Raw genomic sequence first — 22,871 nt, forward strand, 5'->3', positions numbered from 1 at the left:
TGGATGAAATTACGATCTTTTGGGTAACAGCCCAAATAGACCATTATTTATTTACAATTTAATATCTGCTATTTTTATTCCAAAATAAAGCTCTAACACCTTAATTTTGAATATATAATCAAACTTTGCTTGCACCTCATTACTTTGTGCATTTTCTAATCTAAACTTTGATTGACTAAAATCAAAGGCATTAGTTCTTCCTACATCGTACCTATCTTTAGCGTACTCATATGCCCTTTCTTGAGCTTTCACTGCAACAAGAGAAGCTTCATATGCTTCTGCGGATCCCTTGGCATCTAAATATGCCTGATACACATTACTATCAAGATCTAATTCTGCTTGCTCTAATTGAAACGCTGTCTGTTTTACATTAACCTTACTCCTTTTTACATTTACTCTTGACGAAAACCTATTTAAAATAGGAACACTTAATTGTAAACCATAAGAAAAACCATCATTTTCATACAATTGTTTCACAAGACTTCTATCAAAAAAATCGTTATCAGCCCATCTTGTATTATATCCAAAAAATGCACTTAAGGTTGGGTAATATGCTCCTCTTGCGATCTGTAAATCCTTTTCAGCAATTAATTTATTTTGTTCAGCTATTTGAACTTCATATCTAGCTCCTCTAGCACTAGACCTGATTTCTTCAATTGATTTATTTAGAATAGATGCTGAAGGAATTAGATATTCTTGTTCTGCGATATCAAACTTCTCATAATCCTTAATTAACAATGTTTGCGCTAGTCCAACGCGAGCAATTAATACTGCATTTTCTGCCTGTACAATACGCGTTAATTCATCTGCCGAAGTAGCTTCTATTTCTAATAGATCTCCTTGTGGCAACACACCAGCATCTACTAAATCTTTGGTACGTTTAAGTTGTTCTAAAGTAATATCATGTTGTTTCTCTATTACTTTTAAAGATTCTTTATTTAATAAAACTTGCAAATAACTATTAGCAACAAACAATGCAATATCATCTTTTGATTTACCTAAATTATATTGACTTAATAACTTATTCATGTTAGCTCTTTGTAACTGTCTAAAATTACGTAAACCATCAAACAAAGTAAGCCCTAAATTAGCACCACCTGTTAAGGATGTAAATGTATTACTCTCGAAAGTATTGGTTACTGGGTTAATATTGGCTCCTGTGTTTGAAGAAAGGCTAGCCGAGGTATTAACTGTAGGCACAAAATTTCCTATTGCCGCTAATTTATCTATCTCAGCAGTTTCGATATTAAGTGCAGATTGCTTAATTGTAATATTATTTTCTAAAGCATATTCTACGCACTCCCTTAACGTCCACTTTTTTTCTTGTGCTTGCGTAGCGATCATCCCAAGAAGGATACAGCAAATAATTGAAATTTTAACTTTCATCCGTTTTTCTTTATTTTAAGAGGTCAGAATGGAGGCTCACCAAAAACAATAAAGTTTTTTAGTTTACTTCACAATACCTATTTGTATACTATTGATTGTTATTGTTACACTTTTTGTTAAAAAAAATTAATTCCCAAACTCTGGCTTCTTAATTTGATTCCAAACTTTGATCTTATCTTCTTTGGTAATTCCACTTTTTACTTCAACATTAATCCCGTCACTAACACCTAACTCTACATCTCTATTTTCAAATTTTTGTTCTCCTATAGCTACTTCTACAAAAGGTTTTTGGGTTTTAGGATCATATTGGATAAGTGATTCCTTTAAAGCCATCACGCTATCGACTTTTGCTAAAATTATGGATGCATTAGCACTTAATCCAGCTCTTATAAAAGTTGTGTCTTTTTTATTTAAAGTTCCTTTTATTTCAAATTGAATTGCTCCATTTTCTTCTTTTCCTTTTGGTGCAATATAATCTAAAACCGCATCAAATTTTTTATTCTCTATGGCTCCTACCGTTATTTCTAAAGGTAAATTTTCTTTTATTTTTCCTACTTCACTTTCGTCAACATTACCCTCAAAAATCATCTGACCTACATCAGCAACCGCGGCAATTGTAGTTCCATCATTAAAGTTATTAGACTCTATAACCTGATTTCCTTCTTTTACAGGAACCTCTAGAATCATACCTGTTACAGTCGAACGAATTAAGGTGTTTGCCGCACTTCCCAAACCTCTGGTAGTACCAGTTCTTACAATCTGATAATTCTGTTGAGCAGCTTCATAGTTCTGTTTTGATTGTTTGTATGTAACATCTGCACCATCAAATTCATTCGCCGATATTACTCCTTTGTCAAATAGTTCTTTCTGACGATTAAAAACCTTTTCTTGATTATCTAAATCTATTTTTGCAGTTTGTACTGCATTTTTAGCACTCTGTAAAGAAGATACATTAGGAATCACCCTAATTTTAGCTATTAAATCTCCTGACTTAATCTGATCACCAGCCTCGATATAAATTTCTTCTATTATTCCAGAAATGTTCGGCTTTATTAAAACCTCTTCTTTAGGAACTATACTTCCGGTTGCAACGGTTTTTTTTATAATTGTTTCTGTCGTGCTCTGCTCTGTTTTATAGGTAACAGGATCTTCTTGGTTTTTTTGATATAAATAATACAAGGCCCCTCCGAATATAACTACAATGAGAAGCAAAATAATAACAGTGATTGTTTTTTTCATTTTCAGTATTTATTGATTCTTTACTATTGTAACAGTAAATTTGATTGATTTTACATTTAATCTGCTCTTAAAGCATCTATTGGTTTAGTTTTTATAGCTACTTGCGCTGGTATCAAACCTGCTAACAGCCCACTAGAAATTAAAATTAACAAAGCTACGAAAACCACTGTAAGGTCCACACTAGGATTAGCAAACATGGTTTCATCACTTGCTGGCATTCCTTCTAACAGTTTATTTACCAAAAATATAACACCTGTAGAAACAGCAATACCTGTCATTCCTGATATGATTGTTAGAAAAATCGATTCTAATAATATTTGTCCTCGCACGGACCAAGGTGACGCTCCCAAAGCTCTACGAATACCAATTTCTTTGGTCCTCTCTTTTACTACAATCAGCATAATATTACTAATTCCAATGATCCCAGACAACAACACTAAAGTTCCAACAAAATATGCTACTCCCCTAAGTGCTATAAAAAGTCCATTAATTTTGCTAAATTCTTCATACAAATCGAAATTTCCAACTGCTCTATTATCTTCTGGGTGAATTGTATGATTCGTTTTCACAACATCGATAATACTTTTTTTAAGACTTGTAATTGAGTTATCATCCTCTGCGGTAATTGCCATCCAACCGACATTATCTGCACGATTAAAAGCTTGCGAAAAAGAAGTAAAAGGAACAAATATCTCTTTCTGACCTTGTTCACGGTCTCCATTATTAGATTTTTTCATGTAAGTTCCAATTACCATAAAACTTACTCCTTGTATTTTTATATACTCTCCTATTGGTTCTTCCCCAAATTTAAATAGCTCTTTCTTCACTCCTTCTCCAATTACTGCTACTTTTCTATTATTATCTATATCACCATAGTTAATAAACCTGCCAGAAGTAATTGTTATTGGATCTTGATTAATTATTTCTGGATAATCTCCATATACATTGAATGCACCTGCATTAAGACCTCTAATAACATTGTTTGTCCCACCAAAACCTCCTAATTGGTTTCTGGGTGATATATATTTCAATCCAGGAACCTTTTCTCTAATAGAGCCAACATCTCCTATCTTAAAATTATATCTTCTCCCTTTTGGTAATCCTTTATATGGCTTAGAAGCAACTTGAGTCCACATAAACATCGTATTAGTCGCTATATCTCCAAAACCGCGCTTAACACCATTTTCCAAACCTTTACCTGCTGCTAATAAAATAACAAGTATAAAAATCCCCCAAAACACTCCAAAAGCGGTAAGTAAAGTTCTAAACCAATTCGCTGTCAGCGCCTCTATAATTTCATTCCATCGATCTCTATTAAACATATTATTCGTCTCTAAGTGCTACAATAGGTTTAATTTTTGCTGCTCTCCAGGCAGGAAAAAACCCTGCAATTGCTCCTGCAAAAATCAATATAAATACGGTCGTCAAAGCGACATTAAAATTAACCGAGGGACTAGATATAAAATCAGTTTTAATCATTGGGCCTAATAGCTCTAATAAAATTAATCCAAAAATTAATCCTGTAAACCCAGCAATAGCGGTCACAAATATTGCTTCGTGTAAAATCATACCAATTATAGAAGAAGGCATTGCTCCTATTGCTTTGCGAATACCAATTTCTTTAGTTCGTTCTTTAACAATAATAAGCATGATATTACTTACACCTACTACTCCTGCAATAATTGTACACACACCTACCCACCAAAAAAATGCCTTAATCATAAAAATTAGACTATAGAACCTTTTAGCTTGTTCCAAAGAATTCCCTATACCAATAGCTCGTTCATCTGTTGGAGCTATTATATGCTTATTTTTCAAATATGTAGTTATTCCTGCAACGAATTCTTCTGACTTAGCAACAGCCGTTTCAAAATCTTTTTCTGGTTTAAGAGTATAAGACAAGTTGTTGATATTTTGCCCTCTATTAAATACTTGTTGCGCTGTGGTGGATGGAACAGAGACCTGTTCTTCTTCGCGTTCACCACCTTTATCAGTATATACTCCAACTACTTTAAAAGGGATATCATTTAATTTTATATACTTTCCAATAGGATCTTCATCATTTTTGAATAAAGCTTCCTTTACTTTGTTACCAATTGCTACAATTTTCCCTTTTTCATTAATATCTTGTTGATTAATGAATCTACCTGAAACCATTGATTGATTTTCTATAAATTGAAAACCCGGAAAAATCCCTTCTATCCTATAATTCCCTGACTCCTTTTTGTAAGAAATAACCGAATTCCATATTCTAACTCTAGAAGATTCATACTCGATCACATCCTCATTCGTTTTATGAATAAAGTCAAAATCCTCATTAGTCATACTAAAAAATCTCCCTGGATTTAAGCCTTTGTATTCTACAGAAGTTGGTCTTGTCCAAACCCAAATACTATTGGATGCATCCCCTTCAAATTCTTGAGAAATTCCATTCTGCATTCCCTGACCTACTCCAAGAAGAATTACTAGAATAAATATCCCTGAAGCAACTGAAAGTCCTGTTAAAAAAGTACGTAGTTTATTCTTAGCAATCGTATCAAATATTTCTTGCCAACGCTCTATATTAAACATATGAATTTGCTCTTACTTGTTCTACTATTCCATCATCAATGATAAGACCATCCTTAAGATTTACTATTCGTTTACTCATATGAGCTATATCTTCTTCGTGGGTTACAATAAGAATAGTTTTCCCTTCGTCATTAATTCCTTGTATTAACTCCATAACCTCATAAGAAGTTTTAGTATCGAGTGCTCCTGTAGGCTCATCTGCTAACAAAACCTTTGGCTCAGAAGCTAAAGCTCTAGCAATCGCCACACGCTGCTTTTGTCCTCCCGATAACTCATTCGGAAGATGAGTTGCCCAATCAGCCAAACCAACTTTTTCTAAATAATGAAGTGCTTTATCTGTTCTTTCTTTTCTCTTAATACCTTGATAATACAATGGCATTGCTACATTATCTAGCGCATTTTTATAATTAATAAGATTGAATGATTGAAATATAAACCCTAAGAATTTATTCCTATACCTAGCTGCTATTTTTTCATTCAAGTCTTTAATAGGTATGTTATCCAAAAAATAACTTCCTGTATCCGCTTCATCTAACATTCCAAGAATATTAAGCAACGTAGATTTTCCAGAACCCGAGGATCCCATAATAGCTACAAGCTCACCTTCTTTAACATTAAAATTGATTCCCTTAAGGACATGAAGGGAATTGCTTCCCATTTGGTAAGATTTATGTAAGTCTTTGATTTCAATCATAATACTAGATTAAGATTTAATAGACATCAAATGATGCCAGCTTCAATTTAAAATAAGACTTACACTATACGGTGTAATACATTATAATTGATGAATTTCTAGTCTCCCCTCTAGAAATAATTTAAATTGGTTAGTGTAGTCTTATACCATAAGACTTCTCCTACACCACATTCGTTACACTTCAATATGTTATGAATATGTTAAAGATTTAAAGTCAAGAAAAATTAAAATAAAATCAGTCTTTGATCGGCTTCTTTTTATTTCTGTAAATGAAGTACCCTACAACCCCAATAAGAACATAAGGAATAATCATTAAATACACGATTCCATTGTTAATCCCTTTAGCTGTGTTTTGTCCTTCTTCACTTTCTAATACCGCTCTGCACATAGCACATTGCGCATCCATTGAAACTGTAAAGAATAACAACAAAACTAATATGTAGAATATTTTTGTTCTCATTTTGAAATATTATCTAAGTGAATATGATCAATTAGACTTTTAAATTTACGTATAATATGGTGAAATCATCAAATAAACTATTACCCCGGTAATTGCTACATACAGCCATATCGGAAATGTAATTTTTGCAATCTTCCGATGTCTATCAAAACTTTTAGCCAAAGCTCTAACATATGTTATTAAAACAAATGGGATCACAACAATAGATAAAACAATATGTGTAATTAGTATGAAGTAGTAAACATATTTAATCAATCCTTCTCCACCAAACTTTGTAGAATCACTTGTCATATGATACGCTACATACATCACTAAAAACAAAACAGAACATGTAATCGCAAATTTCATGAGATTTTCGTGTAATTGCAACTTCTTATTTTTAATAGCCCAAAGTGCTGCTATAAGAACCACAGCAGTCAATCCATTAATACTCGCATAAATTGGTGGCAAAAAGGTAAGCGGTTCAACATCATAACCCAATTTACGAAGGTTTACACCAAATAATGCTGCTACAGCTAGCGGTATTACTATGGACAATATAACAATCCATTTATTATATTTTTTTTCTACCTCAGAAGTACTTTTACTCATTTTCTTTTAATAACTTTTTAATATCCTCCAATAGGATTGTTACCTGTTCTTCTTCTCCGTTTTCGTCCTTTTTTTCATCAACTCCGATAGTTCCTCTATAATAAATGATAGGATTTCCGGAGGCATCATAACGTGATCTAATGTAACCTTCTTGATCTATTAGTGCAAAATACCCATTATGTTCAAATCCTCCTGGAACCTCTGGGTTTTCTGCTGCATAAATATTAAAACCAGCATTAGCCAATTCATATAAATCTTCTCGCTCCCCTGTGAGCAAATGCCAATCTGGATTTACTATTCCATAATTCTCTGCATACTTTTTAAGAATCCGTGGTGTATCTCTTTTGGGGTTAATCGTAAAAGATGCAATTCCAAAATTTTGATAATCTTTAAGTTTATTTTGTAAATAAGCCAGATTTCGACTCATTTTTGGGCAGATAGTAGGGCAGCTAGTAAAGAAAAAATCTACTACATATACCTTTCCCTTATAATCATGATTAGTAATTAACAAACTATCCTGATTTAAAAATGCAAACTCCGGAACTTTTCTAGGCTTACCATTAATCTTTATGTATGAAAGTTTTTCATTAGCCACAGGATTATCCGCACTCATTCTATCATTTTTAACAATAGAAGTATCCTTTACTCTATTTACAATTTTAGGGATAAAAATGATCCCAAAAATCAGAATTATAAATGATATACCAACGTATGAATATTTTTTCATCCCTTATTTTTCTTTTCGATCTGCTTTATATTTCTTAAGAGCTAAACGGTACTCAGCTAAGATAACTTTTACGTCATCAACCATTACATTATTTAAATCCGCAACAGAACTAGTATCATATCCATAGACCTCTAACTCATTTTTCTCTTGATTCTCTTCTCTACCCCTTAGATTTACATTCTTATCTATAATAAAAACAAAATTAGAAGCATTTTTTTGATTGAGTTTATAAGGCGTCTGAAGTCCTTTAAACAAGCGTTGTACACTCTCAGGTGTTCCGAAAACAAATTTCCAACCGGATACATCAGTAATGTCATCTAACTCTTCTAAAAGATCTTTTACTGCATTCTCGCTACCATATGGCAATGCCATTACTAATTGAAAATCCCTGAATTCGCGATTTTTATTATAAATCTTTTGATTTAAATTAAAAACATTTCCTTTTTTATCCTGAATATCTTCACCAAAAAAACCTAATATTGTAATCTTATCTTCTAATGTAATTTGTTCTCCTGTAAGGCTTTCAAAATCGTCCAAATTTCCTATAGACTCTTTTAACACAGGAAGTTTAGAAAAATTATCAACTGCTGAAGCAAAAAACAGATACATCACTATTGGTAGTATAAACAGTATTCCAAGAACTAAAAATTTTTTCATTAAATCGTTTACTTTACTTCGATTACAAAAATAAAAAAGACGGCTGAAAACAACCGTCTTTTACTATCTTTTATTATGCTTTTAACTTAAAAACACAAACGGATTTTAAATTAAAAGTCCCAGCTTTTGTGTCCAGCTTTAAATACTTCATAAATATAATCACCTTCTGTTAATAATATAAATATTAAATAACTGATAAGGAATACTGCTGTCCATACTACTGCTCTACGCAAACCTTTAGTTTCACCTTCCATATGCATAAAAGACCAAGTAATATAATACGCCTTATATATAGTAAGAATTATGAAAATCCAATTAAGTAATTTCATACTAATTACTGTAGTCTCTATCAAAAATGCGGGTTTAATAATACCCAAAATTACTTCTACTATCGTAACTACAGATAATAAAATAAATACTTTCCAGATTTTAGCCGTATTCGATTCGTGATGTGCTGTATCGTGTGCCATAATATCTATTATAAATTCTTTTAATTATTAAACTAGGTAGAAGAACGTAAATACGAATACCCAAACTAAATCTACAAAGTGCCAATAAAGCCCTACTTTTTCGACCATTTCATAGTTCTTCCTTCTCTCGTATGTTCCCAAAATCACATTGAAAAATATGATGATATTAATTACAACACCTGATAATACGTGAAATCCATGAAATCCAGTAATAAAGAAAAAGAAGTTAGCAAATAGAGGTGTTCCGTACTCGTTATGAACTAGGTTAGCTCCTTCTACGATACCAACAGCATCCGTATTCAATCTTCGTAAAGATTCTTCTCTAGATAATATTGTTTTTTCTCCTTTTTCAGTAAGTATCTGCGTTCTTATAAGAAGATCACTTCTTTTAGAAAACCCTTCTCTGATCTCATCAACAGTATATGTAGGTAGTGTACCTTCCTTATCATACCAAACACCCAATTTACTTTCATGCTGAAGCCTTTCTTTGTGATTATCCACTACAGCAATATCATGCAATGCCACTCTATGACCATCTTTATCAACAAATTGTAGTATTTGACCACCCTTTGTTTCGACAGCACCATATTCTCCTTTAATGAAATTTTTCCACTCCCACGCCTGTGAACCAACAAAAATAGCTCCTCCGATAATAGTAAGGAACATATATAGTATTACTTTCTTTTGTTTCATTTGATGGCCAGCATCAACGGCTAACACCATAGTTACAGAAGAAAATATCAATATAAATGTCATCAATGCAACATAGTACATTGGTGCATCTACACCATGAAGAAACGGAAAGTGATTAAACACTTCATCCGCTATTGGCCATGAATCAATAAATTTAAATCTTGAAAAACCGTAAGCAGCAAGAAACCCAGAGAATGTAAGCGCATCAGACAGGATAAAAAACCACATCATCATCTTACCATAACTCGCCTTGAGTGGTTGATTGCCTCCGCCCCAAGTTTTACCTTCTGTACCTGTATTAGTAACAGCTGTTTCCATATAAAGAATTTGGTATTGTTAAATTTTCCACAAAAGTAATCAATTTTATTATCTCACGAAATATAAAAATAAAAAGAGATAAACCCACAAAACATCTACGAAATGCCAATACATAGCACCCAGTTCTAAACCAAGGGTTTGCCCTCTTTTATACTTTTGTTTAAAATGATTATAAATTACGACTAAAAGTACTAGTAGCCCAACAATTACGTGAACTATATGTAATACTACAATGATATACAAAAAAGTTGGAACAATATTCGCAGAGGGCCCTGTAAAATAATAACCCTGTGACATAATATCTTCAAAGCCTTGAAACTGCATAAAAACAAACAGCACTCCTAAACCAAATGTAGCTAACAATAAGAATGTTGCTAAACCTCGGTTTTCATTATCAATAGCCTTTTTGGAAAGAAAAAAGGATATACTACTAGCTATAATTACCAATACACTTAAAATAAAAGCATTTGGAAAAACTAAGTCTGTTAACCAATCTTCTCTTGTTTTACTTACTACATAAGCACTGGTAAGACCAGCAAATGTCATGGTCATGCTAATCATAGCAAACCACATCATGGTCTTTTTTGCTCTTTTTTGTTTTTCGCTTGTTGTTCCTTGGGTTAAATCCATGCACGAATAAATTTATCTGCTACATATATAATCTGTAACAATGTAATATAAGACACACTAGCTAACATTAATTGTTTTGCTGTCTTAGCATCTTTGACTTTATATAAACGAATTGCATATCGCAATAAAAAAGCTCCTAATATTAGTATCAAAACTCCAGAAACAGGAGTAATATATAATTTACCAGTAACACCAAACACTGGTATTAGTGAAGTTACTACTGTCCAAACAGTATATATAACAATCTGCGTTGCTGTACTTTTATCCTTTTTACCGGTAGGCAACATAAAGAAACCTCCTTTTTTATAATCATCAAACAAGAACCAACCTATTGCCCAAAAATGAGGGAATTGCCAAAAAAATTGTATCATAAACAAGGTGCCAGGTTCTATTCCAAAATCATTAGTAGCTGCAACCCAACCTAACATAAACGGAATAGCACCAGGAATAGCGCCTACAAATACAGACAAAGGCGTTTTCGTTTTTAACGGTGTATATAGACTTACATAAATAAATATAGAAATCGCACCAAACATTGCTGTTTGAGGATTAATAAAATACAGCACGGAAATACCAGAAATAGTAAAAACCGCTGCTATAATAAATGCGGTATTAACAGACATTCTTCCAGATGGAATAGGCCTATTTTTGGTCCTATCCATTAAAACATCTAAATCTCTCTCTATAATTTGATTAAAGGCATTAGAGGCTCCAACCATAAAATATCCTCCTATTGATAAAAGCAGCAGTGTACTCCAAGAAATAGTATCTACTCCTAAAAGATAACCAGCTACAGAAGAGAACACTACACTTAATGCCAAACGCATTTTAGTGATCTCTTTAAAATCCTGAATAACAGAAACTTTGGCAGTATCGACTTGGGTTATACTCAAATTTTGCACGTTAACTAAATGTCTTTTTAAAAAAGTTGTGCAAAGATATGCCTTAAATGGATTATAGACAACTTATAACTATTTATAATTCACCTTTTAACAACTGTTTTATCTTAATACAGTCATTTAACCTTAATTAAAAGACTAATTATGAAGCATGATTAACTTTTAGAAAAAATACACTTTTAAAGAAAACCCATCTATCCAAGACAAATGGGTTTTTAAAACTTAATTTTGAATTTTAAATGTAATTGGTAAAATATATTTAACCTTAACAGGCTCTTTTCCTATCTTCCCAGGTCTCATATTCGAGAATTTTTTCACTACTCTTCTTGCTTCTTTTTCTAAAGCCGGGTGTGGCGCTCTAACCATAACCTCATTTATAACACCATCTTTATCCACTTGAAACTGAACGTGAATCCTTTGCAAACCCTTAAGACCATAAATTGCTCCTAGATCAGCATTAAATTTTTTTGAAACGATTCGTTTAATTTTACCAGAAAGACAAGATATTCTTTCATCATTAGTACTTAAACCTTCACATCCTGGGTAAATAGGCGCTATTGCAACTTTATCAATGTCATAAATAACTTCCTCTTTATCAACTACATCAGAAATAGAATCAACCGGAACTTCTTTAGAGTCTGAATCACCTCCTTCTTCGATTAGTGCTTTTTTAAACTTTTGCAAAACAATATCATCATCGACCTTTTTTAGCTTTGTCCAATCCGGCTCCTTTATCGTTTTTGTTTTAACTACAATCTTTTTCTTAGTCTTTTCTTCAACCTTAAAAACATCCATTGTAAAACTTACATCTTCCTTTTCGTTAGAGGCAACATCAGGAGGATCTACAACAGAAATAGAAGTATATGTCTGGAACATCACATAAGTGAATAATAGGCTTGCTATAAGCCCAATTTGAAAGTTTACCAATGTACTTTTTCGTACATTCGCATCATGCTTGTTACTCATACTATTTAGTTTTAACGTTACAATTAAAATCTGGATCAACAAGCATACCAAAAAAGAATCCCGTTTACGATTATCGTAACGGGATTCTCATATTATATATCAACTATACTTAATCCTGAATCTTAAATACTATAGGCAATTGATATTTTACCGTCACTGGTGTTTGACGTTGTTTTCCAGGAGTCATTGTTGGAAATAAACGAATTACTCTCTCTGCTTCTTTTTTTAGTTTTGGATGTGGGGCTCTTACTTGTATATTCTGAATCGTACCATCTGCTGCCACATCAAATAAAGCATATATTCTCTGCACTCCACTAAGTCCATAATCACTTCCTATACCCGTATTAAATTTTCTAGAAATGATTTTACTAATCTTCTCAGAAAAACAGGCTGCTTTTTCTTTATTCGTTTTTAAGCGTTCACAACCAGGAAAAATAGGCACATCCTCTACTACTGAAAAAGGTACATTCTCAGGAATTTCCTCCTCTTCCTTATCCTCTATTGCATCCGGATTAAATGAAGCTGTCTCCTCAGGCTCTTCATTCTTAAACTCTTCCGTTACATCATCTAAAGTCACATCATCTTCTACAACTTCAAAATCCGTTGGATCTGGAATAGGCACAGGCTTCTTTTGTGCGACCACTTTTTGCTCTGGCTCTTGATAAACCTCAAATGCTCCATCCCAAACAAATGACTCATCTTCTAAAACTACTTCTTTATCTGAAGCTTTATTGATAGGCTGCGAGGTGTACACCTCAAACATCACATAAGTGAATAATAGACTTGCTACAAGTCCAATCTGAAAGTTTACCAATGTACCCTTTCGCACATTAGCATCATGCTTGTTACTCATATTATTTAGTTTTAACGTTACAGTTAATTCTAAACACAACAAGCATACCAAAAAAAGAATCCCCTTTGTAATAATTACAAAGGGGATCTAATATTTTAAAAAAGTACTTTACTTAATCCTGAACCTGGAAAACAATCGGTAAAGAATACAGTACACCTACTGCTTTACCTCTTTGCTTACCTGGCGTCATTTTAGGTAACATTTTTATAACTCTTTGAGCTTCTTTTTCTAATCTTGGGTGTGGTCCTCTCGCTTGAACACCAACAATCTTACCAGTTCTATCAATTTTAAAACGAACATATATTCTGTTCACTCCCGAAAGACCTAGTTCACTCCCTAATTCTGTATTAAATTTACGGTTAACAAATTTCTTAACCTTATCACTCATACATTTCTTCTTTGCAGTATTACCAGCTTCTTTTTCACAACCCGGAAAAACTGGTACGTTTTCAATTACAGCAAAAGGAACGTCCGCAATTTCTTCTTCCTCTTCAACATCTTCTACTTCTTCTACCTCAACAATCTCTTCTTCCTGATTAGTTTCCGTAGATTCTATAATAGTTTCCTCTACCTCTTCTTCATCTTCAACAACATCAATAATTTCTGGTGCTGGTGGTGGAGGTGGTGGAGGTGGTGGAGTATTTAAATTTTGAGTAATAGGAACTTCCTCTTCCTCTAATTCATCAAGGTTAACTTGACCTATGTCGATATTACTTCTATCATAGGTTTTCCACTCTATACTTTGCCAAGTGACAAACAAAACTAAAATTAGTCCCAATTGTAAAAATAAGGCACTTTTTTTGGTCAAATCTGCTTTCGGATTTTTCTTCGGTTCCATACTACAATGTTATTATATGATTGCTAAAATAGCTAATTTCTTTTGTAATTTCCAATTAAACGTAAAAATGTAAACCTAAAAATCCATTTTTTAACTTTTAAGCACACATCATATCTACTTCATAAAACGTGTAAAATGCCACAAAATCAATATTTACGACACTTTCATCCTAAAGCTAACTAATTTATTTTTAAGCACTACCATTACTATTACTGCCAAAATAATGCCAGAAGTATTTGCTAAAACATCATTCCAATCAGAATTTCTGTAGCTTGTTAATACAGCTTGAAAAAATTCCATTAACAATCCAAACAGGAATCCAAAAATAGCTGATAACCATAAACTCTTTGAAAAACTCATTGGTTGCTTTCTTGAAAAAAAGAAAGGTAAAAACCAAACAATTGCAAATACAAAATATGCTAAAAAGTGTCCGATTTTATCGCTTCCTTCAACCTTAATATCAATTGGAATAAAAACTTTTGCTAAAGATAACCAAGTTATCACACAGGTATACAATACCGCTAGCACAAGCAAATATCTACGCACCGATAAGCTCTTTGTACCCATCAGCAGATAAAAGATCATCTATTTGAGATGCGTCTGCTATTTTAATTTTTACCATCCAACCATCACCATATGGATCATTATTAACTAATTCAGGATCGCTCTCTAAAGTCTCATTGAATTCTGTGATTTCTCCTGTTAATGGTAGAAATAAGTCTGAAACTGTTTTAACAGCTTCTACTGTTCCAAAAACTTCTTCTTGTTCCAGCTCTTCACCAACTGTCTCAACTTCTACATAAACGATATCACCTAATTCACCTTGTGCAAAATCAGTAATCCCTACTGTAGCTATATCTCCATCAATCTTGATCCATTCGTGATCTTTTGTATATTTTAATTCTGAAGGAATATTCATCCGAAATAGTATTTATATGTTGTTATTATTTTGAAGACGAAAATAAATTTATTTTATCAAATTTTAGAAAAACAGCTTTAAAATTTATAAAAATTTAATTATTCACTGATTGAATAGAAAAAAAGCAACAAATCTTTTCTAATATATTACAATCTATCCTTATTAGTTCCCAAAATTATACCTTAATGTAAAACCTCCTCTAATTGTAGTTTGCGGGAAAGCTGTAGAAATTGAATACTTAGAAAAAGTATGATCATAAAACAGTAACGCCGTTAAGTTTTTACTTAATGCGTAGTCTGTAGTAAACTTAATACCATATATATCCTGTCCCGCAGTAACTTGCGTATTATCTATATCTAAATATCTAATTATCGTTTCATTCTGACGCAATGATAAATCAGCTCTAAAATTAAGATCACTTTTTAAAGTAGTCTTTTTCCCAGCAATCTTAGTAACAAAAGTTAGATCTTGCACCCTATACCCAAGACCTATAATATATTCATTACCCTGAATCTCCGTAAGTAAATTATTATCAAAACTTAGTGAAAGCGCTCGATCTTTTTTCCATTCGGCAAGAATTTTTATAGAATTTTTCATTTCCATATCTAGCCTAATCAATGGACTAAATTGCTCCGTAAGATTAACATTAGCATATAATTCAGGATTCTTAAAATTATCTCCTTGATCTAATTCATCTGGATTATTAGGATTAAACTCTAGGTTTGTCTGAAATTGATTAATCGTATAATTAGCGCGATATCCGTGTGCCATTGAGAACCTCTTGAAACGTTTTTTAAACCATTTTAAGTTCATCAAACCAGTATATTTAATATCCCAATTAGGTAGAGGAACATCTCGGAATGCTCCTTTCTGAACATTTTGAGGATCTGCTCCTGTATACGCTGCTAGGAACGCAGGCAAAAGAACCGCTTGATTCGTAGGACCTAGACCAACCGGAAAATTATTTCCAGTTCCTGGATCTATTCCTCTTTCCAGCGCTAAACGCCTTGCTATAACGAGTCTATTTTCTCGAAACTTATCGAAAGTTTCTGAGTTAAATTCGTCGCTTTTCTTAAAAGCAGTCCCAATTAACAAAGTGGAAACAGTATAGTTACCAAAAGTATTACCCGTTAAAGACGAATATGGATTATCTAAATTTATATTCCCATCAAAATTATCCTCTACATCTAAATTAACTCTATAATTCTCCGTATATGTTTCGGAATAATTTCTATTAGCACTAATATCAATCTTAAGATCCTTAAGTAAGTCTACTGAAGCCTGTATATTTAGTTGCCTACCTTCTACTTCACGATATTGTTGGTTAAAATCCTGATACAAAGTCAACCAACCATTTCTTGCAGCTAAATCCCTTATCTCTGCTTGACTACCAAATGTAAAACCAACCGTAGGTTTTAAAGTTCCAACAAATCCTGGTTCCCGAATATAACCTGGCAAGAAAATACCGTTATCCTGTTGATAATTAATATTAACTTTCTTAACCGCAGTCACCAGACCTATTGCAGTATTAAGCACTTTATCTCCTATAGTAAGTTTACTAGATTTCTTTTTAGTTCTTTTCTTGGAATCAGCTAAAGCCGGTTTAGCAGTATCTTTACCATCAGCTTCTTTTGATTGCTTCTTTTTCTTTGCTCTATTCCTTCCAGGTTTCTTCTTGGTTAAACCAACATATTTATACAAGGTTCCCATATCTAAAGAACCATTTACAGTATGAATATTTGCATTCTGTATTGTATTACCCAAATCAGGTATCCCATCCAGATTCTTCAGAGCTTCACTTCCTTTAGTCCATTGAAAATCTGCAGAATAAGAATATGTTGTCCTCAAGAATTTTAACAATGGAATTTTATTAAAAGGAATCTCATAATTAACCTGCAACTGTTGGCTATGGAAGTTAGGATCACCAACATCAAACAAACCACTCCAAACACCTATGGAGTCATCCACATTACCTTCATCATCAATAAAGTTCTTTACAATTCTATTATTAGCCGAATTAAAACTAAAATTAAGCGATTTTGTTAAATTGTAATTAATCCCATATTGCCAATCAAACAAGAAATTACGTTGAGTAAGTGCAGGCAACCTTAAATCATTTGGGCCTAGTGTTATATCTCTAAACACTTGCTCATTAAATTGCCTAGTAATATTAGAATTAACAGAAATACTTGTTGGTAATAGATTAAAATTAAAATCCTTAATTAAATCAAAATACTTACTCCTACCTAAAAATTTTATCTTTTTAAAGGGTTCAACTTCTTTAGGCTGAAAACTAAAATCATATGTTCCACCTAAACGAACACTCTGATCTAATGAATTTTCTATTTCAAAATCATGATGATCAGTTTGATTGTATGTCCCCGAAAAAGCCAAATTTTCTACATCATAAGGCATAGGTTTACTATCACCAGTTCTATCCTTTCGAAGCCCAATTACGTTAAAACTCTGTCTTTTGGTATAATTAACAGATTGCCTTCTTATACGCTCTTTTTCTTCAGGATCTGTCTCATTATCAAGTCTATCCTGTAATTCTAAATCCAGAAATTCCGGATCATATTGTGGCGTGATAAGCTCTTCTCCTCTACTATAGTTAAAAGGCACTTGTAACCCCCATTTCTTCGGCAATAGTTGACCTAAATTTACATTCGTAGTAAGGTCATATTGTTTAACATCTTCGATACTTCGTTCATTTGGCCCTTGTTCTATACCGCCAAAACCTATTGTACTAATCCTACCAGAAGCACTTACCGTAGCAAAATCCGCAATATTAGCATCCATACTTCCTACAGCTGCCCAACCACCTCTATTCTTAAGATCACTTAGACGCATTTCGTTAAACCAAACAGAACCAGATTCATTTGTATTACTAGCATTCTTAACACCAACCATCATCACCTGGATATCTCCAAAATTCGGATTTCCTTTGATCCCAACTCTTAGATTATTTGGGCCATTAAAAAAATTAAGGTTTGTACTACTTAAGGAGCCATCTCCTATTACTGTTGCTTTTACTTCTTGCAAAAACTCTAAAGGTAAATTTAGTCTATTAGCTTCAGGCCAGACTTCATCTGGAACTCTAGTAGCTATGTCTGAAACTTGAAGTGGTAATTCTATCTGATAAAAGTTATTTGTAAAATCATTCCCCATCCTTACAAAGGCAACTAACTCGTCATTTGTCAATGAAGATTGTCCTGGAAGATTTTCTGCATGTAAGAATAATTCAAGGTTTTCATATTGACGCATGTCTACATTAAAATTTTTGTAAACACCCCTAGAATCATCTGTTTGAAGATCATTAACTGTTAACGCTAAGGATCTTTCATCTTCCCGTATTGTGGTATTATTATTTATCAACTCTTCCCTTCTTACTCCAGGAGGAGTTACGTAATTAGGAGTTTCTTCTTCACTAACTGAAGTCACTAACACTTCATTATCTCCAAAAATATTTAATCCACTTGTAGGATCATTTGTAACATTTCCAAGCTGGACGTACCTTCTATAATCTCCTCGAACAAGATCCATTGTCGCGAATCTTAATATTACTGGCTCATCAAAACCAGTAACAACCATTCTCATAAATCTAATAGATCTAAAATCACTTATATTTCTTGCGTTTGTTGGTTCATAAATAGGGACTTTAAAACGAAGCCATCTATATCCATGATTCTGACCATTTAAGATAGTTCTGTTTCCTTCTCTAATATCAGTAACAAATCCTGTACCTCCATCAGCACCAACATCCATACCAGGAAAGATTGGTATTTCGTACTCAAAATAACTATCTATTGTATTCATGGTATTATCACGATTCACATCCTCTGCAGTTGGAAAAGTGGTATTCCCCCGATCTTCATTAGAAACACTTGTTGGGGAGTTCCCTTGTGTACCATTATAATCGTTATAACGCTGAACGATATCTCCTTCTGCCTGTAAAAAATATCTATAATTATCATTTGCTGGATCAATAGGATCGAAATTTGGAAAAGAAGCTCCTTCTTCAGTATCACTTAACCCATCATATCCTGCATCTTGATTTACTCTTGCCTGACCTTCTGAATCAAACGCATAGATCAAAGATTGATTAATTGGAACTTTACCGAAATCCGTAGGAGAAGTATCAGTATCTGTGCCATCCGCAGGAAGTCCATTTTCGTACTGCTTCCTACCATCTTTTAAAACATCCTCACTAATATTACCTAGGTTAAAAACAATCGTACCGCCTGTTGCATTTGTCAATGGAGCACCTCCACCTCCTGGATCAAAAAATGGATCCATTAACCAAAATTCGATAAACTCTACATTTGATTGCTCAAAATTAGTAGATGTCAATTGACGAGTTATTCCTGCAAAATTATCTTCAGGATTCGGCAAAACATTATCAGCAGCAGCCAGATCATTATAATTATAAGGGCCACGCTCTGATGGTCTATAATGAAGATCTAAAGGAAACAACGACAATGTCTGTCCAGGTGGTCTATCTGTATCAGGAAAAATTTCATCTAGAAACACCCTTCTTGCTGGGTTAAACTCCTCATCCTCATCAGAAATACCACTAGGCTTGTCATTCGTATAAAAAATAGGATCAACTGTATACCAAGATAAATCTGCCCTTCTAAATCCTGATTCAATTCCATCTAGAACAGCATCACTACTTCTAGAATCAAAACCAATTGGCACACTAGATAATTCCCAAGATAATGCAGAACTCACATCAATTTGTGTCTGCGCTCCTTCAAAATCATCTATATAAGTCGTTACTTTTCCTCCAAAATCCGCACCTTTGGGAGCACCAGCAATCAAATAAGCACCTTCTGCTCTAACAGAAACATTAGAAGGTACATCTGTATCTATATTAGGTAACTTATTAACCATCCTAGTTAGGAATGGAACTTCCGTAGAGTAATTAACATTAAAACCTAACAAGGTATTGTTTATAGGTTCAAAGTCGTAACTAGATTTCTGAGTAATCGGCCTTTCATTAAGATTTAAATAGGTTCCACCAAGAATAAAATTATCACTGAATTTATGCTCTATATTAACTCCTGTAAAACGTTTAGTTTGCTGTCCAAACACAGCATTATTTTCAGTAGAAACCTGAATTGGAGTATTAGAAGCCAATAGGGCTTCATCTAATATATTAACCCTACCTAATTGATAGTTTACAGTATAATCGACTCCTTCTTGTAGCGTTCTTCCACCTGCAGTAACCGTAACAGATCCCTGCGGAACATTAAATGCTCCTAAAGGTATTCCATCTTGCCCAGAGGATTTATACCTACCTTTTAGTTGAAAATATTTATTTTCGGCAGCTTGTTGATCTGCTATTACTTTTGTCTCTGTATATAATTCTCTAAATACATATTTACTTTGATTTCCATTATAATTTAATGGATTATTATAATCATCAGGGTTAGTAATTCCGTCATTATCTAATTTATTAAAAAGATGCTGTCCGAAAGGTTCTACGGTTGTAAAAATCACTCTTCCATTTTCTGGATCAATGGTTAATCCAGGAACATAATCAAAGAAACCATCTCCCGAACCATCAGCTCCCTGCACTGGGTCATTATTAGGATTTAACCGATCCATATTAAAAACACTCAACAACCTTGTCTCTGCAACATCATCAGGAAGCACTGTTGTTGCACCCTCTGCCTGTGTAATATAATTCACTGGAGACGGATTGGTATACACTATATTTAATCTAAAATCTTCTGAATTTAATCTAAATGCTCCTGTACTATAGATGTTCTTCATCATTAGATCCCAAATCGGAAGATCTACATTAGTTATAGGACTTTTTAGCATTTTCACTACCAAACTATTACTAGAACCTGCTTCAATACCAGTACCTGAATCATCTCCGATAGTAGCATCCACACCATCATTTGCGAACTCCCCTACCTGAAACACTTCTCCTCCAACGGTGTATTGAAAAGCAACAGCGAGAACTTCGTCGTTATTTAATTTTTGATTTAAGGATATATACCCCAATTGTGTATTTAGCGTATACTCGCTTTGATTTAATTGTCTCGCATTTTCTAAAACCGCATAATCAAATCCCTCATTAAATCCTGAAATTGCACCTGTAAAACCTTGTTGCACAGTTGGTATCTGACGAACAGCATCCGTAATAGGTCCTCCAGGACCTATTGCAGAAGGATCTAAATCATTATTTCCATTATCAGGAAAAGATCCTGCTGGCTGATTAAACAAAGAAACTGGTATTGTAAAATTACCCGTATCAGGAGATTCTCCTAAATCCTGAATTGCAACAATATTTCTCGCATCTGTTAGCGTTTGTGCACTCGTAGCTCTATTCGTTAACCAAACCTCTATCCTAGTAATTTGAATATTATTATTAATAAAAGGATAATTAGTTAAAGCTTGATCATAAGTATCTCTAAAATAATGAGATAAAAAGTAGTGCCTATTATCATCATACTCTAAAGCAAAAATTTCAAAATCTTCTACGGTTCCTCCTCCCTGAACATTTACGGATCTTGTTTCTGACCTTTGTTCAGAATATACAGCAGTAACACTAGTTTTACCAAACTGCAATCCAAGTTTTGCTCCAAAAAGACTCTGAGATCCTTGAATTAATGAGTTATTAATTGGCATTGTAACATTACCAATTTCGATACTTCTTATGATATCATCTTCCGTAGGAGTATATTCTAACTTTATTTGATTTTGGAAATCAAAGGTTGATTCTGTATCGTAATTTGCGGTAATCTGCAATCTTTTTCCAACTTTACCTAACAAACTAAGACTAATTCTTTGATCAAAATCAAACGTAAAATTACTTCTGTTTCTTGGTGAAAACGCTGGATTATCTTGTTTTGTATACAAAATTCCCAAATCCATTTCAACAGATCCCTGGGGTATTATCTCAATTTCATTTCCGCCGAAAATCGATTCAAAAAAGTTTGAGTTTACATAAAAAATAGGGAGAAGATTTTTACGCTTCTCTTCGCTCCCGTCTGTTTTTCCACTAAAAGCACTTATTTTTTCTTTAAAGTAATCTCTTCTTTGTTCTTGTTCAACTAGAGCTTCAAATTCTTCTGGAGTAAGAAATAAAGGATACCTAACATTAAACGACCCTAACATTTCACGATATATATAGCGATTTGTTATTGGATCATATTCATACTTGGCAACTATACTATTAGGATCTGGTAAGGAAATTTCTCCTAAAGAAAATGTAGTACTTGTGGAATCTCTTACTGTTTCATTCTCTTGACCAAAAAGTACTCCCCCATATAGTACGATTAAACAAACTAGTCTTTTCAAAAATTTAAAATATAAGGAATGTAATGAACTCAATGTTTTTATAAATTTTTTAGTGCTTGTTTAATAATATTTTCTACTGTTTCGTCGGGGCTAACCTTAAGAATTTTATCAACAACTTTTTCTGATTGTTTTCTATTAAATCCAAGGGTTTCTAATGCAGATAACGCTTCATCTTTATTAGTATTGTTTTGGGATACAGAAAGTTCATCAATATTATAAACTTTAAGAATTTTATCTTTTAGATCAATAATTACACGTTGGGCCGTTTTCGCTCCAATTCCTTTTATAGATTGTATGGTCGCTACATCATTAGATGCTATAGCATCTTTTATCTGATCTGGATGCAAAGAAGAAAGCATAGTTCTTGCTGTACTTGCCCCAATTCCGGAAACAGAAATCAAAAGTCTAAAAATCTCACGTTCTGATTTTTCTGCAAAACCAAACAATGTATGAGAATCCTCTTTTACCTGTAAATGTGTATATAATTGTAAAACTTCCTGATCTGGAATTAAAGAGAATGTATGTAATGAAACATGTAAAAGATATCCGACACCATTACAATCTATTACTACGTCTGTTGGATTTTTTTCTACAAGTCGCCCCTTGATTTGTGTAATCATTAGTCAAATGAGTGTTAAGCATCCAA

20 protein-coding genes are annotated in these 22,871 nt (G+C 33.2%); all 20 read right to left on the reverse strand.

All coding sequences use genetic code 11. From position 1 onward, the window contains the following. Window positions 1-51 precede the first annotated feature (51 nt). Complete coding sequence (locus J8L88_RS10170) at window positions 52-1,386, reverse strand: TolC family protein (RefSeq protein ID WP_108802211.1); 1,335 nt, start codon at window positions 1,384-1,386, stop codon at window positions 52-54. A gap of 126 nt (window positions 1,387-1,512) precedes the next feature. Beyond that, entirely contained in the window at window positions 1,513-2,625 is a 1,113-nt protein-coding gene (locus J8L88_RS10175; RefSeq protein ID WP_027393464.1) for an efflux RND transporter periplasmic adaptor subunit, read from the reverse strand. A gap of 56 nt (window positions 2,626-2,681) precedes the next feature. Next, a complete protein-coding gene (locus tag J8L88_RS10180; RefSeq protein WP_027393463.1) occupies window positions 2,682-3,947 on the reverse strand; it encodes an ABC transporter permease in 1,266 nt (421 codons plus the stop codon). 1 nt (window position 3,948) lies between these two features. Continuing rightward, window positions 3,949-5,196: an ABC transporter permease gene (locus J8L88_RS10185; RefSeq protein WP_027393462.1), complete on the reverse strand. Its 1,248-nt coding sequence runs from the start codon at window positions 5,194-5,196 to the stop codon at window positions 3,949-3,951. Beyond that, the gene (locus J8L88_RS10190; protein WP_027393461.1) at window positions 5,189-5,890 is read right to left on the reverse strand and encodes an ABC transporter ATP-binding protein; all 702 of its coding nucleotides are present in this window, start codon (window positions 5,888-5,890) and stop codon (window positions 5,189-5,191) included. Before J8L88_RS10190 ends, J8L88_RS10185 begins: the two co-directional genes overlap by 8 nt. Window positions 5,891-6,125: 235 nt before the next feature. Then, entirely contained in the window at window positions 6,126-6,350 is a 225-nt protein-coding gene (locus tag J8L88_RS10195) for a hypothetical protein (RefSeq protein ID WP_118388964.1), read from the reverse strand. Between the two features lie 45 nt (window positions 6,351-6,395). Further along, window positions 6,396-6,941 (reverse strand): DUF420 domain-containing protein, encoded by a 546-nt coding sequence (locus J8L88_RS10200; RefSeq protein WP_118388963.1) that lies wholly within the window; start codon window positions 6,939-6,941, stop codon window positions 6,396-6,398. After that, window positions 6,934-7,668, reverse strand: coding sequence for an SCO family protein (locus J8L88_RS10205; protein WP_118388962.1), 735 nt, complete (start codon window positions 7,666-7,668; stop codon window positions 6,934-6,936). The genes J8L88_RS10200 and J8L88_RS10205 overlap by 8 nt, the downstream gene beginning before the upstream one ends. 3 nt (window positions 7,669-7,671) lie before the next feature. Next, a complete protein-coding gene (locus J8L88_RS10210) occupies window positions 7,672-8,325 on the reverse strand; it encodes a hypothetical protein (protein ID WP_027393457.1) in 654 nt (217 codons plus the stop codon). Between the two features lie 110 nt (window positions 8,326-8,435). Next, window positions 8,436-8,795, reverse strand: a complete 360-nt coding sequence (locus J8L88_RS10215) for a cytochrome C oxidase subunit IV family protein (protein ID WP_027393456.1) — start codon at window positions 8,793-8,795, stop codon at window positions 8,436-8,438. Between the two features lie 27 nt (window positions 8,796-8,822). After that, on the reverse strand, window positions 8,823-9,806 hold the full coding sequence (locus tag J8L88_RS10220) for a cytochrome c oxidase subunit 3 (RefSeq protein WP_118388961.1): 984 nt from the start codon (window positions 9,804-9,806) through the stop codon (window positions 8,823-8,825). Between the two features lie 48 nt (window positions 9,807-9,854). Then, window positions 9,855-10,436, reverse strand: a complete 582-nt coding sequence (locus J8L88_RS10225) for a cytochrome c oxidase subunit 3 (RefSeq protein ID WP_118388960.1) — start codon at window positions 10,434-10,436, stop codon at window positions 9,855-9,857. Continuing rightward, window positions 10,427-11,329, reverse strand: coding sequence for a heme o synthase (gene cyoE, locus J8L88_RS10230; RefSeq protein ID WP_211060683.1), 903 nt, complete (start codon window positions 11,327-11,329; stop codon window positions 10,427-10,429). The genes J8L88_RS10225 and cyoE overlap by 10 nt, the downstream gene beginning before the upstream one ends. Before the next feature lie 228 nt (window positions 11,330-11,557). Then, complete coding sequence (locus J8L88_RS10235) at window positions 11,558-12,301, reverse strand: energy transducer TonB (protein ID WP_211060684.1); 744 nt, start codon at window positions 12,299-12,301, stop codon at window positions 11,558-11,560. A gap of 109 nt (window positions 12,302-12,410) precedes the next feature. Next, window positions 12,411-13,154, reverse strand: coding sequence for an energy transducer TonB (locus J8L88_RS10240; protein ID WP_211060685.1), 744 nt, complete (start codon window positions 13,152-13,154; stop codon window positions 12,411-12,413). 112 nt (window positions 13,155-13,266) lie between these two features. Beyond that, entirely contained in the window at window positions 13,267-13,992 is a 726-nt protein-coding gene (locus J8L88_RS10245) for an energy transducer TonB (protein ID WP_027393450.1), read from the reverse strand. A 153-nt stretch (window positions 13,993-14,145) separates the two neighbouring features. Continuing rightward, window positions 14,146-14,538, reverse strand: a complete 393-nt coding sequence (locus tag J8L88_RS10250) for a VanZ family protein (RefSeq protein ID WP_158594405.1) — start codon at window positions 14,536-14,538, stop codon at window positions 14,146-14,148. After that, complete coding sequence (gcvH, locus tag J8L88_RS10255) at window positions 14,531-14,911, reverse strand: glycine cleavage system protein GcvH (RefSeq protein WP_027393449.1); 381 nt, start codon at window positions 14,909-14,911, stop codon at window positions 14,531-14,533. Before gcvH ends, J8L88_RS10250 begins: the two co-directional genes overlap by 8 nt. A gap of 162 nt (window positions 14,912-15,073) precedes the next feature. Continuing rightward, window positions 15,074-22,225 (reverse strand): cell surface protein SprA, encoded by a 7,152-nt coding sequence (gene sprA, locus J8L88_RS10260; protein ID WP_247666453.1) that lies wholly within the window; start codon window positions 22,223-22,225, stop codon window positions 15,074-15,076. Between the two features lie 38 nt (window positions 22,226-22,263). Next, window positions 22,264-22,845 (reverse strand): Holliday junction branch migration protein RuvA, encoded by a 582-nt coding sequence (gene ruvA, locus J8L88_RS10265; protein WP_091407910.1) that lies wholly within the window; start codon window positions 22,843-22,845, stop codon window positions 22,264-22,266. Window positions 22,846-22,871: the final 26 nt, after the last annotated feature.

The organism is Aquimarina sp. MMG015 (assembly GCF_018100855.1).
GTDB classification, from domain to species: Bacteria; Bacteroidota; Bacteroidia; order Flavobacteriales; family Flavobacteriaceae; genus Aquimarina; species Aquimarina latercula.